The 15,953-nt window shown below is 46.0% G+C and carries 16 protein-coding genes; 9 read left to right on the top strand and 7 right to left on the bottom strand.

Annotated features, from left to right (window positions below; all coding sequences use genetic code 11):
• Nucleotides 1–133: 133 nt before the first annotated feature.
• The 5 genes from F905_RS03230 (at nt 134) to F905_RS03250 (ending at nt 5,265) form a co-directional block, all read left to right on the top strand.
• Nucleotides 134–763 (top strand): TetR/AcrR family transcriptional regulator, encoded by a 630-nt coding sequence (locus F905_RS03230; protein ID WP_005177074.1) that lies wholly within the window; start codon nt 134–136, stop codon nt 761–763.
• Between the two features lie 102 nt (nt 764–865).
• Nucleotides 866–2,554 carry an AMP-binding protein gene (locus F905_RS03235; RefSeq protein ID WP_005177077.1) on the top strand — a complete coding sequence of 563 codons (1,689 nt, stop codon included), beginning with the start codon at nt 866–868 and terminating at the stop codon, nt 2,552–2,554.
• Between the two features lie 317 nt (nt 2,555–2,871).
• A complete protein-coding gene (locus tag F905_RS03240; protein WP_005177082.1) occupies nt 2,872–3,543 on the top strand; it encodes a class I SAM-dependent methyltransferase in 672 nt (223 codons plus the stop codon).
• Between the two features lie 63 nt (nt 3,544–3,606).
• Nucleotides 3,607–4,404 carry a thioesterase family protein gene (locus F905_RS03245; RefSeq protein WP_005177084.1) on the top strand — a complete coding sequence of 266 codons (798 nt, stop codon included), beginning with the start codon at nt 3,607–3,609 and terminating at the stop codon, nt 4,402–4,404.
• 84 nt (nt 4,405–4,488) lie between these two features.
• Nucleotides 4,489–5,265 carry a Rossmann-like and DUF2520 domain-containing protein gene (locus F905_RS03250; RefSeq protein ID WP_005177087.1) on the top strand — a complete coding sequence of 259 codons (777 nt, stop codon included), beginning with the start codon at nt 4,489–4,491 and terminating at the stop codon, nt 5,263–5,265.
• Between the two features lie 156 nt (nt 5,266–5,421).
• Here F905_RS03250 and trmB read toward each other — a convergent pair whose 3' ends face one another.
• On the bottom strand, nt 5,422–6,138 hold the full coding sequence (trmB, locus tag F905_RS03255; protein ID WP_005177088.1) for a tRNA (guanosine(46)-N7)-methyltransferase TrmB: 717 nt from the start codon (nt 6,136–6,138) through the stop codon (nt 5,422–5,424).
• 220 nt (nt 6,139–6,358) lie between these two features.
• Here trmB and F905_RS03260 point away from each other — a divergent pair, with 220 nt between their 5' ends.
• Entirely contained in the window at nt 6,359–8,767 is a 2,409-nt protein-coding gene (locus F905_RS03260; protein WP_005177089.1) for an ExeM/NucH family extracellular endonuclease, read from the top strand.
• 69 nt (nt 8,768–8,836) lie between these two features.
• Here F905_RS03260 and F905_RS03265 read toward each other — a convergent pair whose 3' ends face one another.
• On the bottom strand, nt 8,837–10,282 hold the full coding sequence (locus F905_RS03265) for a SulP family inorganic anion transporter (RefSeq protein ID WP_005177090.1): 1,446 nt from the start codon (nt 10,280–10,282) through the stop codon (nt 8,837–8,839).
• Between the two features lie 218 nt (nt 10,283–10,500).
• On the opposite strand from F905_RS03265, the gene F905_RS03270 reads away from it, so the two are divergent.
• Nucleotides 10,501–11,112: a glutathione binding-like protein gene (locus F905_RS03270; protein WP_005177091.1), complete on the top strand. Its 612-nt coding sequence runs from the start codon at nt 10,501–10,503 to the stop codon at nt 11,110–11,112.
• 119 nt (nt 11,113–11,231) lie between these two features.
• Here the strand turns inward: F905_RS03270 and F905_RS03275 are convergent, their stop codons facing one another.
• The 5 genes from F905_RS03275 to F905_RS03295 form a co-directional block, all read right to left on the bottom strand.
• On the bottom strand, nt 11,232–12,017 hold the full coding sequence (locus F905_RS03275; RefSeq protein ID WP_005177093.1) for a thiazole synthase: 786 nt from the start codon (nt 12,015–12,017) through the stop codon (nt 11,232–11,234).
• A gap of 12 nt (nt 12,018–12,029) precedes the next feature.
• Complete coding sequence (gene thiS / locus F905_RS03280) at nt 12,030–12,227, bottom strand: sulfur carrier protein ThiS (RefSeq protein WP_005177095.1); 198 nt, start codon at nt 12,225–12,227, stop codon at nt 12,030–12,032.
• 32 nt (nt 12,228–12,259) lie between these two features.
• Nucleotides 12,260–12,625: a DUF423 domain-containing protein gene (locus tag F905_RS03285; protein WP_005177099.1), complete on the bottom strand. Its 366-nt coding sequence runs from the start codon at nt 12,623–12,625 to the stop codon at nt 12,260–12,262.
• 221 nt (nt 12,626–12,846) lie between these two features.
• Nucleotides 12,847–13,716, bottom strand: coding sequence for an RNA polymerase sigma factor RpoH (gene rpoH, locus F905_RS03290; protein WP_005177101.1), 870 nt, complete (start codon nt 13,714–13,716; stop codon nt 12,847–12,849).
• A 136-nt stretch (nt 13,717–13,852) separates the two neighbouring features.
• A complete protein-coding gene (locus F905_RS03295; protein ID WP_005177103.1) occupies nt 13,853–14,089 on the bottom strand; it encodes a sulfurtransferase TusA family protein in 237 nt (78 codons plus the stop codon).
• A 386-nt stretch (nt 14,090–14,475) separates the two neighbouring features.
• Between F905_RS03295 and F905_RS03300 the strand changes: the two genes are divergently transcribed.
• Together F905_RS03300 and rhlB are read left to right on the top strand one after the other, a co-directional pair.
• Complete coding sequence (locus F905_RS03300; RefSeq protein WP_005177104.1) at nt 14,476–14,688, top strand: cold-shock protein; 213 nt, start codon at nt 14,476–14,478, stop codon at nt 14,686–14,688.
• A gap of 95 nt (nt 14,689–14,783) precedes the next feature.
• Nucleotides 14,784–15,935 (top strand): ATP-dependent RNA helicase RhlB, encoded by a 1,152-nt coding sequence (rhlB, locus tag F905_RS03305; protein ID WP_005177106.1) that lies wholly within the window; start codon nt 14,784–14,786, stop codon nt 15,933–15,935.
• Nucleotides 15,936–15,953: the final 18 nt, after the last annotated feature.

A 15,953-nucleotide genomic window follows, 5' to 3' on the forward strand; every position in this document is an offset into this window, starting at 1 on the left:
TGCGGTTATATTTGTTGTTTCCAAAAAAGCATTTTTGTTGTGCTTGGTTTTTAACATACATCGAAAATTTAAAAAAGTGAACTAAAATTCACAAAATGATTTACAATTCATTTTATCTGGTTGAGAATAAGATATGAGTTATAAAAGATCATCATTGATGCAGGAACGAATGGAACAGAATCGCCTGTCGATTTTGCAGTCCGCTCGTGAACTAATTGCTCAAGGGGGCTTTAAAGAGGCGTCGATTCAGGCCATTGCGGAACGCGCCGGTGTATCTACCGGTCTGGTCTATCGATATTTCGAAAACAAAAGCCAGATTTTAATTGAAGTGTTGTCGAATGCGATTCAGCATGAGGTTGAAATTTTGAACCACATTGCCGGCTCGGATTTATCGCCAAAACAGAAATTGCAAAAATCTGTTACAACTTTTGTGAAGCGTGCCATGAACAGTCCCCAACTGGCGTATGCGCTCATGTTTGAACCGGTTGATCCGGAAATGGAACATGAACGTTTTCGCAGTAAACAGCTGATCAAGCAGAGCATTAAGGAAATTTTGGCTGAAGGAAAAGTCAATGGTGAGTTTGAGTTTGAAGATTTGAACACCGCCGCACTGGGCGTGGTTGGCTCTATGACTTTTGTGGTGATTGAACCTTTAAACCCATCTCGCAATGTGATGTTTGATCAAAACTATAAGGATTACTTTGTCAAACAGATTGCCGATTTTTGTGTGAATGCAGTACGTCGACAGGAGGGAAGTGAGTAAAAAACGATAAAAACGGCAGGGAAGACAGACAGGTAGTCGTGGTTCAAAAACAATTAGTAGAGTTGAAAATCAGAATTACAAAGAATCAAGGAGAACGATTCAATGACACAAGTACGGTTAAGCTACGCCTACGGAACGAGCAGCCAGCCTTTACTGGGCACAACGATTGGTGAAAAATTTGATCAGGCTTGCGCGCAATACGCCGAACAGGATGCGGTGGTCAGCCTGCATCAGAATGTGCGTTTGAGCTACCGGCAGTTGCAAGAGCAGGTGAATGCCTTTGCCTGCAGTTTGCTGAAATTGGGCTTTCAAAAAGGTGACCGTCTTGCAATCTGGTCGCCGAACTGCGTGGAATGGACCATTACCCAGTTTGCGGCCTTTAAAGCCGGCATTATTCTGGTGAACCTGAACCCGGCCTATAAAAGCAATGAGCTGGAATATGTACTGAATAAAGTGTCGTGTAAGGGACTGGTGATTGCCTCGCAGTTCAAGACCACCAATTATCAGGAGATTCTGACCAAAATTGCCCCGGAGCTGAACCAGGCAGCAAGCAAAGTGCTGAAAGCCGAGCGCCTGCCGCATCTGAAACATATTATTAAAATTGATGATCAGGAACATGCCGGATTACACCGCTTTCAGGATTTACTGACCCCGCCAAGCAAAAAAATACTGCAAAAACTGCAGCAGATTTCTAGTGAATTGCAGTTTGATGAAACTATTAATATTCAGTTTACATCGGGCACCACCGGGAATCCGAAAGGCACCATGCTGACCCATAACAACATTTTAAATAATGGCTATTTTGTCGGTGAAGCAATTCATCTCAGCCCGGCAGATCGGGTCTGTATTTCAGTGCCGTTATTCCACTGTTTCGGGATGGTGATGGGGAACTTGGCCTGTATCACTCATGGTTCCACCATGGTTTATCCATCAGCCGTATTTAACCCGCTGGATACTTTAAAAGCCATTCAGCAGGAAAAATGTACCGCCACTTATGGCGTACCGACCATGTTCATTGCCATTTTAGAGCATGAACAGTTTGATGAGTTTGACCTGTCAAGCTTGCGCACCGGTATTATGGCCGGCAGTCCATGTCCGCAGGAAATCATGCAGCGCGTGATTGACCGCATGCATATGTCGGAAATTACCATCTGCTATGGCATGACTGAAACAGCACCGGTAAGTGCGCAAAGTTCAACGGAAGATTCGGTGGAACGTCGCGTCAGTACCGTAGGCCGAGTCCATCCACATCTGGAAGTCAAAATTGTCGATGAAGAGGGCAAAGTGGTACCACGTGGACAGCTCGGTGAACTCTGTGTTCGCGGTTATTCGGTAATGCTCGGCTATTGGGAAGATCAGGAAAAAACCGCAGAAGTGATTGATGCTGCACGCTGGATGCATACCGGTGATATCGCTGAAATGGACGATGAAGGCTTTGTCAAAATTAAAGGCCGGATTAAAGATGTGGTGATTCGTGGCGGTGAAAACCTGTTCCCGAAAGAAATTGAAGATTTCCTCTATACCCATCCGGCGGTTTGCGATGTACAGGTGATTGGCGTACCTGACCATAAATATGGCGAAGAACTCTGCGCCTGCATTATCTTGCATGAAAACGACCCTTGCACAGAAGAAACCATTCGCCAGTACTGCGCCGAGCATATTTCACACAATAAAGTGCCACGTTATGTGCGTTTCTTTAGCGAGTTTCCAATGACGGCATCGGGTAAGGCGCAGAAGTTTAAGCTGCGTGAATTTATGCGTGAAGAGTTAAACCTAAAAGAAATTGCTTGATTCATGCAGGCATCTAATCACATGACAGGGCGACAGGAATGTCGCCGTTTCACTGTATGTGAAAAACTCTGATGTGAGCATGTAGGCGAGATCTTACTTTTGACGGGCCAAAAGTAAGCAAAACCCCTCTATTTTGCTGAAGGGACATCCTTGTCCCTCAGCAAAATGGCGACCTCCATGTCGCCGGTCATGTGATTGAATCTCGGGAAAAATCAAATCAGAGCAAAATTGCTTTGCTTTCCGCGAGCTGTCATGACTTTCCAACAAGAATGATCTTCGCAAGTCTATTCAAAAGTCAGAGGTAGAGTGAGTTAAAGATGGCCAAAAACTTTCACAGTGAAGTCATTGTCGCCGGCTATGATGATCACATCCGTAAACTGATTCCCGGCTATGAACTGGTACATCAACAGATTGATGCCATTCTAACAGCAGAATTACCGGAAACTGCGCATATTCTGGTGGTCGGGTGCGGGACAGGCTATGAGCTGACCTATTTATTGGCGCATCATCCACAGTGGCAGATTACCGCCATTGATCCCTCCCGTGCCATGCTGGAACAGGCACAAAATACGATCCGGTCAATTGCAGGTGCCGAGCGGGTGCAGTTTATTCAGCCCGATACCCAGAGTTTAGAGTCCCCTCAGCCTTTTGATGCGGCACTGGCCATTCTGGTGGCGCATTTTATTCCCATGCCGGCCAAAGCCGATTTTTTTCAGGACATCTGCCAGCGCTTAAAACCGGGTGGTGTTTTCCTCAGTTATGACCTGATGCAGCCTGAAACATTGGCTGAACAGCAAGTGCTGCAGCATGTAGCGGTGCAACAGGGCTTAACAGTGAGGCAGAGTGAAAAGATGATTGCACATCTGGATGATGATTTTGAACTGGTTTCGGCTGAACAGACCAAAGACGTATTAACAAAAGTCGGATTTAAAAGTTGCAGGGTTTATTGTCAAATCATGAATTATTATGGTTTTTTTGCACGAAAATAAACGAAACAGAGGCTACACAGGCAGGTAGCACACAGACCAAAGAGCAAGGAAGTAGGGAAAATAATGTCGGCATATTACAGTTTTATCAGACGTGAACAGCATGCAGATGGTAGCAGCACAGCTTATTATGAATCGAATATTCATGCTCAGGGCGCGTGGAATCCGCATGAGCAGCATATGGCACCTGCCACCGGTATTCTCTGTGCAGAGCTGGAACAGTTCCAGCCACGTGCAGAAATGCGCATTGGCCGGGTCGGGCTGGATATTTTTGGTTTGATTGCCTTTGGTGAATTTTCGATTACCACCCGCATGATTCGCCCAGGCAAAACCATTGAGTTGATTGAAGCGGAAATGTGTGCCAATGGCAAAACCTGTATTGTGGCACGTGCCTGGAAAATGCTAACCTCCGACACTCGGGCCATTGCCGGTCTGGAAGATTTACCGGCAGAAAGTCCGGACTATTTACCCGAGTGGGATGGCATGCGCTGCTGGCCAGGCGGCTATATTCAAAGTATTCAGACCCGTGCCCATCTGGACCATCGTCCGGGCAAAGGCATTGTCTGGCTCAGTAATCAGCTTGAAATGATTGACGGCCAGCCGACATCCGATTTTACCCGCCTGATGGGCATGGTAGATACTGCCAATGGCGTGGTGCCACGTCAGGACCCGAATGCCGGTTGGGGCTTTCCAAATTTGGATCTGCAAATTCATCTGCACCGCTTGCCGCAAGGCCAGTGGCTGGGACTGGAAGTGGTACAACAATATGGTGAAGATGGTATTGGTCTGACCAGCGGCATTCTGCATGATGTTCATGGGCCATTTGGACGCAGTGAACAGATTCTGACCTTAAGAAAGTTCTAAAACTGGCTCAAATCTATCAGGACGAATTGATTCGTCCTTTTTTTATTGGCATGCTGTGGGCAGTTCAAAATATAGATGAAACAGATGCGAATCGGGATTATTGGCGCGGGACGGGTAGCACATCATCTGGCACAGACATTGAGTGCACGGCACCAGATAGTACAAATTTATAGCCGCAGTTTGGATAAGGCAGCGCAGCTGGCACAGCAGGTACAGGCCAGTGCAATTCATAGCCCTGAACAGTTTGATGCGACACTGGACTTGGTGATCATTGCGGTGAGTGATCAATCCATTGCCGCAGTGATTGAGCAGGTGCATCCTCATCTGCCTGAAGTGCTGATGGTCCATACCTCCGGCAGTACTGCAATGCAGCTGTTACAGCAGGCACATGCACGTGCCGGAGTATTTTATCCGCTGCAAACCTTTAGTCTGGAACGTGAGATTGACTGGAGTCAGACCCCTGTATTTATTGAAGCGGCAGATGAAGACGATCAGGCTGTATTATTGCAGCTGGCCAATGAACTCAGTCAGCGGGTCTATGCCTATAGCTCCGAGCAGCGTCTGAGCCTGCATCTGGCCGCGGTGTTTGCTTGTAATTTCAGTAATTATTGTTATGACATAGCCCGGCAAATTGTTGATGTCCAGCAGGTCGATTTTAGTCTGCTGTATCCGTTAATGCTGGAAACGGCGCAGAAGGCCACCCAGGCCGATCCTAAAACCATGCAGACCGGCCCGGCCATGCGTGGTGATCAGAATATTTTACAGATGCATCAGCAGTTATTGGCTGATGCGCAGCGACCTGATTTACAGGCGGTCTATCAACTATTCAGCCAGCAGATTTTAGAACGTCATCAGTCATAAACCATTGTTGTTATCTTCGGTTTTATACTGGTTAATCGAGTCGTTGATCTGATCTTTTAAATCACTTTTGACTGGTAGATCATCTATTTTGTCTAATCTCAAGATAGGGACGTATAAAAAAAGCGCTGAGATTTCAGCGCTTTTTCAACTTTGTGATTAAGAAATTTTCTTAAAGATAAAGTCGTTAATCTTGTGACCGGCTTCAATACCGCGGCGTTCAAATTTGGTTTGCGGGCGCCATTCCGGACGTGGATAGCTGTTGCCTTTGCCTGCCAGGTTTTCTAAACGTGAACGGTTGTCCAGCACGTCCAGCATCCATTCTGCATACGGTTCCCAGTCAGTTGCTGCATGGAAAGTACCGCCCATTTCCAGTTTTTGTTCAATCAGTTCCATACGCTCATCCACCACAAAGCGGCGTTTGAAGTGGCGTTTCTTTTGCCATGGGTCCGGGAAGTACAGTTGCACGGTGTTAATGCTGTTGTCTGGCATTTCACGCAGCACCTGAATTGCATCGGCATCCAGTACGCGCAGGTTGCTTAAACCGGCTGTGCCTGCTTCATATACGCACTGGGCAATACCCGGCACATGCACTTCAATACCCACAAAGTTACGCTCCGGATTGGCCTGCGCCATTAAGACCAGTGAACGGCCCATCCCAAAACCGATTTCCACCGTTAAAGGACGTTCTGGATGTTCAAAATGCTGACGTAAATCGCCAACCGGATATTCCAAAATTAGGTGACCATATTGTTCAAGCGCAGTACGTTGAGAGGTGTTGAGTGGTGAGGAACGACGCATAAACGTCACAATTTCACGGTGCTCGTTTAAGTTGTCCAGCTCGACGACTTGCTGGTCTAATTGATCATTCGACATAACTTTGGCAATTGTAAAAAATTCAAATGCGGTATTTTAAGTCCTGAGCAGTTGAAGTCAAATTTTTTCATGCATTGCGCTATTTTTTTCACGGTAGCTGTCATGAAAATGCAGAAATAGTTTCATCAAATGTTCATGCATCTGTCATGTCTAAAAAATAGCCTGAATAAGCTTTAACAACTGATAAAAAACAATGAAATTACATACTTTATGCTGGGCCATGGCACTCATGGGTTGTGGCTTTTCTGCACATGCAGAGCTGATGTTCAGTCAATATGTCGATGGTACGTCGAACCGTAAGGGACTGGAGATTTATAACCCCGATACGACAGCGGCCGATTTATCTCAGTATCAAATCAAGATTTTTTCCAATGGCTCGACCACAGCCGGACTGACGGTGTCTTTAGAGGGAGTGTTGCCGGCCAAAGCTGAATATCTGGTCGGGCGAAGTGAATTGCAGCTGGTGCTGGGCGATCTGGTCAAAAAAATCGCGGGTCTGAACTTTAATGGTAATGATGCGGTTGTGCTGTATAAGCATAATACACCGGTCGATCGTTTTGGTGTGCTTGGACAGACTACGAGTTGGGCAGAGGGCACCAGTTTAAGCCGCAATAAAACCACGCATAGTGTTAGCTCAGTTGACCCAACAGCACCTTTTGATGTGAACAGTGAATGGACGGCTTGGTCTGACCGGAATGCTTTTAGCCAGTATTTGCTACCAGAAGGAGAGCAGACGCCGCCTGTGACGGAAACGATTAGCTGTAGCAGTTCTGATACTGCCATTGCCGATTTGCACAGTGCCAGCAAGAACCAGATCTATACCGTGCGTGGGGTGATGACCGCAGATTATCGTTATAGCAATGGTTTTTCCGGTTTTTATCTGCAAACGCCAGATAGCAAAGCCAAGCCAAACCTGAATAATGCGATTTTTGTTTATATTCCGGCCAGCAGCCAGATTAAAGGTGGTCAGGTTGGGGAAGAGGTGATTTTACGTGGCCGGCTCACTAGCTATCAAAACCAGGTCCAGCTGGACCAGCTGACCCAGGATATTCAAACCTGTAATCCGCAAGCGGCAAGCTGGGTGGCACCAAAAACAGTAAATTTACCCTTTGAAAGCCTGACGGATGTTCAGCAGCATGCACCGCAGCGTTATCAGGGCGCACTGGTTAAATTGCCGCAAACTCTGACCGTCAGTGAAAACTATAATTATGGCCGTTATGGCGAGCTGGCCTTAAGCCTTGGGCGTTTATATATGCCGACCAATCTGTATCCGGCCAAATCTGCCGAAGCACTCAGCCTAGCCAAGCAAAACCTGCTGTCCAAAATTATTCTGGATGATGGCTATAACAACCAGAACCGGACGCCGTGGTTGCCGCTGAACTTTAATGCGCAAAATACCTTAAGAGCCGGCTATGAGCTGCAAAATATAGAAGGGATTTTGGAATATCGTTTTAACCAGTGGCGTATTCAGCCTGTTCAGGGCAGAACCTTGCCGAATATCGTGGCAGACAAAAATGAGCGCAGTAGCGTCAGCGCTAAAAATACTGCCCAGATTCGTGCTGCGGCCTTTAACGTCCTGAACTATGACAATGGCGCGGCACAAGGCTTCCCGACCGAGCGCGGTGCAAAAACCAAAGCAGAGTTCGACAAGCAGCATCAGAAAATTGTCAGTGCCTTAAAAGCCATTGATGCCGATGTCTATGGCCTGAATGAAATTGCCAACAATGGTTATGGCCCAGACAGCGCCATTGCCTATTTAACCCATAGCTTGGGGCCAGACTGGAAGTATGTGACACCGCCAAATGCAGATCGCTTGGGCACCGATGCCATTGCCGTAGCAATAATTTATAACAGCAAACGCCTGACGCCGGTGAATGCTGCTGCCGTGTTTGATGATGGTACACAATTGAACCGTGTCACCATAGCGCAAAGTTTTAAGCCTGTGGCGGGTGGTGAAAGCTTTACCGTGGTGCCTCAGCATCTAAAATCCAAAGGTAGCTGTCCTGATACCGGCCTAGATGCAGATCAGAGCGATGGCCAGGGCTGCTGGAATAGCACCCGTGTGACCGCAGTACAGAAATTAATGCAATGGCTGGCGACTAATCCAACCAAAGTAACGAAGCCCAATGTCCTGATTCTGGGCGACTTAAACAGTTATGCCAAAGAAGATCCGATTTTGGCGCTGGAAAAGGCCAACTATAAAAATCTGTTTAATGATGAAAAAATCGGACAGGGTAAACAGGCTTATAGTTATGTGTTTGGTGTGGCCAGTAATACCCAGGGCTATGGCGGCGCCGGTAATTTAGACCATGCCATTGCCGATGCGCAATTGTATCCACGGGTTAAACGTGCTTTTGCATGGGCCATTAATGCCGATGAACCGACGGCGCTGGCCTATAACGAAGACTATAAAACCGCCGAGCAGATTCAGGCCTTTTATAGCCCGGATGCTTTCCGTTCATCTGACCACGACCCGATTATTATTGATCTGGATTTGGCAGATGCACCGGTAGAGCCAAAGCCATCGGAAGACTCCAAAGCGGATACCCATGGGGGGAGTACCGGTCTATGGTCATTATTGGGATTATTCGGTCTGAGTGCTGCGGCTTGGTTACGTCGCCGTAAATAAGGCGGGTATTGATCTGCCATAAAAAAACGCCTGATTATCAGACGTTTTTTTATGTGGTTTTACTCAAGCTTAATTCGGACTTAATTTATCAATCAGGGTGTCACTGGCTTCATTCAAGCCAATCAGCTCGACCTGAATCCCGCGAGCTTCAAATTTTTGCACCACGGTATTCAGCATATTCACTGAGGTTAAATCCCAAATATGCGCGTGAGTCAGATCAATCTTTACCTGTTGTAGATTTTCCTTAAAGTCAAAGAACTGGAAAAACTTGTCCGAGCTGCTAAAGAAAATCTGTCCGGTAATCTGATAACGGCGTGTATCCTGTACGCGTTCAGACTGAACTTTGACTTCACTTTCCAGCTTATTCACCAGGAATAAGGCCGACAGCAATACCCCAACGAAAACACCCAAGGCCAGGTTGTGTGTGGCCAGTACAATCGCCACCACGGTCAGCATCACAATATTACTTTGCTTTGGATGCTTGCTAAAGTTACGCACCGAATCCCAGTTAAAGGTGGTAAAGGCCACCATAATCATAATCGCCACCAGCGCCGCCATTGGAATATAAGCCAGCCAGTCTTTAAAGAACACCACCAGACACAGCAGGAAAACGCCGGCGACCAAAGTAGAAAGACGGGTACGCGCACCAGAGCTGACGTTAATAATCGACTGGCCAATCATGGCACAGCCGGCCATCCCGCCCATAAAACCGCTGACAATATTGGCATAGCCCTGACCACGACATTCCTGATGACGGTCACCTTCAGTTTCCGTCACTTCATTCACAATGGTGGTGGTCATCATGGTTTCCAGTAAACCCACTGTCGCAAGGGTGATGGAATAGGGGAAAATAATCGCCAGTGTTTCAAAATTCAGCGGAATTTCAGGAATTAAAAATACCGGTAAGGTGTCTGGAAATTGTCCCAGATCACTCACCGTACGCATATCGGCACCCAAAAACAGCGCCAGCAGACTCAGCACAATAATGCAGATTAAGGGTGAGGGCACCGCCTTGCCAATTTTAGGCAGATAGGGAAACAGATAAACTACCGCCAGCCCCAGGCCGACAAAGACATAGCCCCACAGATCCATTTGCATCAGCTCTGGAAGTTGCGCGACAAAAATTAAAATCGCCAGCGCATTCACAAAACCATAGACCACCGATTGCGACACAAAACGCATCAGCTTGGCCACTTTAAAATAGCCGGCCACCACTTGAATGATTCCGGTCAGTACCGTTGCCGCCAGCAAATATTGCAGCCCGTGCTCTTTGACCAGGGTAATCATCAGTAGCGCCATGGCACCTGTCGCGGCCGAAATCATTGCCGTGCGGCCACCAAAAAAGGCAATGGTCACGGCAATACAGAAGGAGGCATATAGGCCAACTTGTGGATCGACACCGGCAATTGCAGAAAAGGCAATGGATTCAGGAATCAGGGCCAGCCCCACCACCAGACCGGCCAGCACATCGGTCCGGATATTGGAAAACCACTCTTCTTTTTTCAGACTAATCACAATCGGCTTTTCATGAAACTTTAAAGGCGACTATGGTAAAACAAATGAAGTGAAAAAAGCAGCCGCAATCCACTTGAAAAAGCGCCGCGCTTGCTCAATATTGAAAAGGTAAATGTTTTTTACGCATTTACGCTTTTTTGCAATTTACAGGTTCGATCACTTGAAAGTTTGTTAGAAGCCATTTAAAACAGTTAGTAGTTATATAACAAGGATCAGATATGAAGCTTTATTATTCACCGGGTGCATGTTCTTTAGCGGCCCATATTATTTTAAATGAAATTAATGTAGATTTTGATTTAGAACGTGTCGACCTGAAAACCCATAAAACCGAAAAAGGTCATGATTATTACGAAATTAATCCAAAAGGCTATGTTCCGGCGCTTGAGATTAATCCAGGTCTGATTCTGACCGAAAACGTGGCAATTTTACCGTTTCTGGCCCAGCACGATCCAAAACAAGATTTAATTCCGCCATCAGGCATGGGCCGTGCCAAAGTGCTGGAATGGTTAGGTTATCTGAATTCGGAACTGCATGATGCCTACGCGGTATTCTTCGGTGGCCAGTTAACCGATGATGAAAAAAATAAAGCCTATGCTGAAATTGACCGTCTGTTAAGTTATATTGATAAAACTATTGGTGAATCAGACAATGAATATCTGGTCGATGATAACTTTGGCCCGGCCGATGCCTATTTATTCGTACTGACCAACTGGTCGAACCATATTCATCATGATTTAACCCCATATACCCATATTATTGCGCTACGCAATAAAGTGGCCGAGCGTCAATCGGTGCAGATTGCCATGCGTGATGAAGGCTTGATTCCTTGATTCAGGTCTAAAAAACGCAATAAAAAAGGACTCAAGCAGAGTCCTTTTTTCATGTTTCGCTTTTAAATCAAGTGAAACCTAGAAGATTAATTTATCTCTCGGCGAAGCTGCAATAGGGTTTATTTAAAGAAATAACCGGTTTCTGGCGAGCTGGCATTGGCCATTCTTTTACGCGGCATCCGACCTGCCAGATAAGCTTCACGACCTGCTTCCACTGCTTTGCGCATTGCCGAAGCCATCAGGACCGGATTTTGCGCTGCTGCAATTGCAGTATTCATTAATACGCCATCACAGCCCAGTTCCATGGCAATTGCTGCATCGCTGGCAGTGCCGACACCCGCATCGACCAGTACCGGTACTTTGGCATTTTCTTTAATAATAGAAATGGTATGCGGGTTTAAAATCCCCAGTCCTGAACCAATTAAGCTGCCTAAAGGCATAATTGCCACACAGCCCATGCTTTCCAGTTCTTGTGCCACAATCGGATCATCCGAGGTGTAGACCATAATCTCGAAACCATCATCAATAAGCGTACGCGCTGCCTTTAAGGTTTCGGTGATGTTTGGATACAGGGTTTTTTCATCGCCCAGTACTTCCAGTTTTACCAGATTGTGACCATCGAGCAGTTCACGTGCCAGCATACAGGTACGCACTGCACTGTTGGCATCAAAACAGCCGGCTGTATTTGGCAAAATGGTATATTTTTCTGGTGGAATCACAGACAGCAAATTTGGCTGATCGGGATGCTGACCAATATTCACGCGACGAATAGCAACAGTTACAATTTCCGCACCGCTGGCCTGAATGGCCAGATCTGTTTCCTGCAGATCTTTATATTTTCCCGTGCCCACCAGCAAGCGCGAGTTAAAAGTGCGTGAACCGATTTTAAGTAGGGTGTCTTCCATACGTGCTCCGTCTTAGCCGCCGCCAACGGCATGAATAATTTCAATGCGGTCTTGATCATGAATAGGGGTGCTTTCCAGTCGGCTTTTCGGCACAATCATCTCGTTTTGTTCTACCGCAAAACGTTTGCCTTCCAACGCCAGTTGTTGCACCAGTTCTAGTAAATTATGGCACTGTGTCTGTTGTAATTCGCCGTTTAAATAAATGTGCATACCTGCAGTTTCCTAGCTGTTCCGTTCCCGAATTATCGGGCATATTTCATGGCATTCCAGGCCAGTACCAGCCAGCCGGCAATCATTAGCGCACCGCCAATTGGGGTAATGGCCCCCAGACCGCGCGGCAAACCTAGCGCCATCACATACAATGAGCCACAGAAAAACACAATCCCGACCTGAATCAGCAGGAAGCTGGCTTTAATGGGAAATTGAGTCATGACTTTGGCCAGAATCGCCAGTGCCAATAATCCGAGGGCATGATAGAAAAAATAATCAGTCGCTGTTTGCCACCACGCCAGTTGAGCTTCTGTTGCGCGTGCTTTTAAGCCATGTGCCCCAAATGCACCTAACATCACCGCAAGTGCTAAATTTAGGGCAGAAATTGCAATCCACATAGCAAGAATGACCTGAGTAAATTTGCGCTCAACCTTAACATTTTTCCGGGCAACGAGAAAGTGAAAAACTTTCACCCTGAAATGTGGTATTGAATCCAGCTTTTTGATTTTAGGGGGGAAGAAAATGGATTTCTTTAAGATCATCGCCCGGTTTCAGCAAGCACAGACAGCAAAAAAGGGCAGATCGCCCTTTTTTAACTTTAGCACTCTGGAATCATCACTTAGTTAGATGACATTGCCACTTTAATTTTCTCCATGGCATTTTTTTCAAGCTGGCGAATACGCTCCGCAGAAACATTATATTCAGCTGCTAGTTCATGCAGGGTCGATTTATCATCATCTAACCAGCGACGCTGCAAGATATTACGCGAACGGTCATCCAGCTGCTCCATGGCTTCATGCAGGGCAGAGGTACTTTGTGCCTCATAATCTTCATCTTCGACCAGACGGGCCGGATCGTAACGGTTATCTTCTAAATAAAGCGCCGGCGCAACATGGGTAGTGTTTTCACTTTCATCATCATTTTGCGCTTCGAAAGCCGCGTCATAAGCGGTCAGACGGCCTTCCATTTCCAGGACCTGTTCCGGAGTGACATTCAGGTCGTTGGCAATCGATTTGGCTTCTTCCAGCGTCAGTTTTTTGCTGGATTTTTTCAGGCTGCGTAAATTAAAGAACAGTTTACGCTGTGCCTTGGTGGTGGCAATTTTAACAATACGCCAGTTACGGATCACGTATTCGTGAATCTCGGCTTTAATCCAGTGCACGGCAAATGACACCAGACGCACGCCCATATTCGGGTCGAAGCGTTTCACGGCCTTCATTAGACCGAGGTTGCCTTCCTGAATCAGGTCACCTTGTGGCAAACCATAACCTGCATAACTACGCGCAATATGGACTACAAATCGCAAATGCGACATGACCAGCATTTTCGCTGCATCTAAATCTTGATCGTAATAATAACGTTCAGCTAACTCTTTTTCTTGTTCAGCCGTTAAAATAGGAATTTGATTGACGGTACTAATATAAGCACCGAGATTTACGCCTGGCGCAGATAATGACAGGGGCATCAACTGATTGCGGCTGTCACTCATGAGTTCTCCTTATAGGATCGGTGGGTCGTATTACCTGTAAATTTCATCTTAATACCAATATCCTTGCAAATTAAGGAAAAAAGGTAGAGAAATGTAAAGTTTTATGCCAATGCATGCTGTTTACTTTAATTGAAAATTATTTAATTTCAATAAAGTAATGAAACTCGTTGGCAGAAATTTGTGTCAATTCACAGCCGTACTGGTGAATCTGACAATAGCGGCTGACATCTTGCTGACTATGCGGGTCAGAGGACTTGAGCAGAAAGTGTCCGGCGCCGGTTTTTTTTAAAGCGCGTTTTAGCATCAGTAAGGGCATGGGGCAGGGTTGTCCCATCGCATCAATGGTGATCATTTCATCGACAGAGTTGTCCATAATCTGCTTTAATCGGGTCTTTAAAAAAGGACTCAAAATATTAGCAAATTTGGTGCCAAATCTAAAGTTTATTTGCGGTTTTTATCAAAATATAACATTGAAAAATCTTGAATTAACTTTGTCAAAAAAAGCATGAATTCTGAATAAGATAAATCAAAAAAAAATCTATTATTTGTCATAAACCCGTGTTAAGCTCGATGCGTATTTAGGATTTGAGATAGGCAGTTGTTGTTTGTCGCCCTATTACAAATTGGATGTAACCGGGATTTTGTTAATAGTTATACAGAATGATTACAAGCTTAGAAATAAAAATATTTTTAAACTTTGTTTACTCTGCTGTTTGCAACACCGGGTGGTCCTTCTTTTTAATCAATGAGGATTAACTTATGACAGCTCGTGAACAAGGCGTAGTTAAATGGTTCAACGACACTAAAGGTTTTGGCTTTATTCAACGTAACGGCGGCGACGATGTATTCGTTCACTTCCGTGCGATTCAAGGCGAAGGCCACCGTTCACTTCGTGACGGTCAACGTGTTGAGTTCAGCGTAGTTAAAGGTCAAAAAGGCTTCCAAGCGGAAGAAGTACAACCTTTAGACTAATCGTTGGATTAATCTGAAAAACGCTCCATCTATTGGGGCGTTTTTTGTTTATAATATGATACGTTTTTGTGATTAATAAGTTAGAGCACATTTTTATGTCATCTGGTTTTGAAACCTTAAATTTACATCCGAAACTGAGACAAGCTATTGCGGCCTTAGGTTTTAAGGAAATGACGCCCATTCAGCAAAAGGTTTTAAAATTTACTTTGGCTGGACATGATGCCATTGGTCGCGCCCAGACCGGTACCGGCAAAACCGCTGCCTTCCTCATTAGCGTAATCAATGACTTATTGAATAATCCGGTGAAAGAGCAGCGTTTCCGTGGTGAGCCGCGTGCCCTGATTCTGGCACCGACGCGTGAACTGGCCTTACAGATTGAAAGCGATGCCAAAGAGCTGGTGAAGTTTACCGACCTACATGTAGTGACCTTGTTGGGCGGTGTCGATTTTGACAAGCAAAAAGCGCAGCTGGATAAAAACTTTGTCGACATTATGGTCGCGACCCCGGGTCGTCTGATTGACTTTGTCGAGCAAAAAGAAGTCTGGCTGGATCAGCTGGAATTTCTGGTGATTGATGAAGCCGACCGTTTACTGGATATGGGCTTTATTCCATCGGTAAAACGGATTGTACGTTTTTCACCGCGTAAAGAGCAGCGCCAGACTTTAATGTTCTCAGCCACTTTTAGCTATGATGTGCTGAATCTGGCCCAGCAATGGTTATTTGAACCGGTGACTGTCGAAATTGAACCGGAAAAGAAAACCAATGCCGATGTCGAGCAGCGCGTATATATGGTGTCGAATTCAGACAAATATAAACTGCTGCAAGATATTTTGCGCGACGAGCCGATTGAAAAAGTCATGATCTTTGCCAACCGCCGCGATCAGGTGCGCCGTCTGTATGACCATCTGAAACGTGATGGCTATAAAGTGGTGATGCTATCTGGTGAAATTGCCCAGGATAAACGCCTGAAAATGCTGGACCAGTTTAAAAATGGCAAACACAACATCATGATTGCCACCGATGTCGCCGGACGCGGCATTCACGTCGATGGCGTGTCGCATGTGGTGAACTTTACCTTGCCAGAACAATCAGATGACTACGTGCACCGTATTGGCCGTACTGGTCGTGCTGGTACGCGTGGGGTCAGTATTAGTTTCCTGGCCGAAGATGATGCTTTCTATTTGCCAGAAATTGAAAAAGCCATCGGACAAAAACTGCCATTAACCCGTTTAGATGGTTATTGCTAGACTTTACTATGTCGTGTT

The sequence above is a fragment of the Acinetobacter sp. CIP 53.82 genome (assembly GCF_000369465.1).
GTDB lineage: Bacteria > Pseudomonadota > Gammaproteobacteria > Pseudomonadales > Moraxellaceae > Acinetobacter > Acinetobacter indicus.